The organism is Citrobacter sp. CK206, from assembly GCF_030333125.1.
Taxonomy (GTDB): Bacteria; Pseudomonadota; Gammaproteobacteria; order Enterobacterales; family Enterobacteriaceae; genus Citrobacter_B; species Citrobacter_B koseri.
In genome coordinates, this window is record NZ_JAOWGM010000008.1 from 1 (window position 1) to 299 (window position 299).

Genomic DNA, 299 nt, shown 5'->3' on the forward strand with positions numbered 1-299 from the left:
TCCCAGGTATGATCGGCAGGGGTTTTCATCCGTAGCCAGGTTTCTGGTCCGAACACGGCGCTGGTCTCGTAAGTTTGTTTGTCGATATAGGATTCCCAGCAGAAGACAATGTACTGAGGCGGTTTTTTGACTTTGTTGAAAATGACGCTGGGGCCATAGACAGTCGGGGCCCATTTATCGATGGAATCCGGAGCCTGAGCAGTTTGGTCAAGTGTATTGAAGGTATACAGATAACCATCCGTATCAATAACCCGGGCATGAAGGACTTCTGCGGGTAGTTCAGAAGGGGTGACAAAAGA

Annotated in this window: 1 protein-coding gene; it reads right to left on the reverse strand. The window is 49.2% G+C overall.

The genetic code is table 11. The features are described from left to right. Positions 1 to 299: DUF2931 family protein (locus tag OGX81_RS00600; protein ID WP_286450044.1), on the reverse strand; the 299-nt coding region annotated here is incomplete at both ends.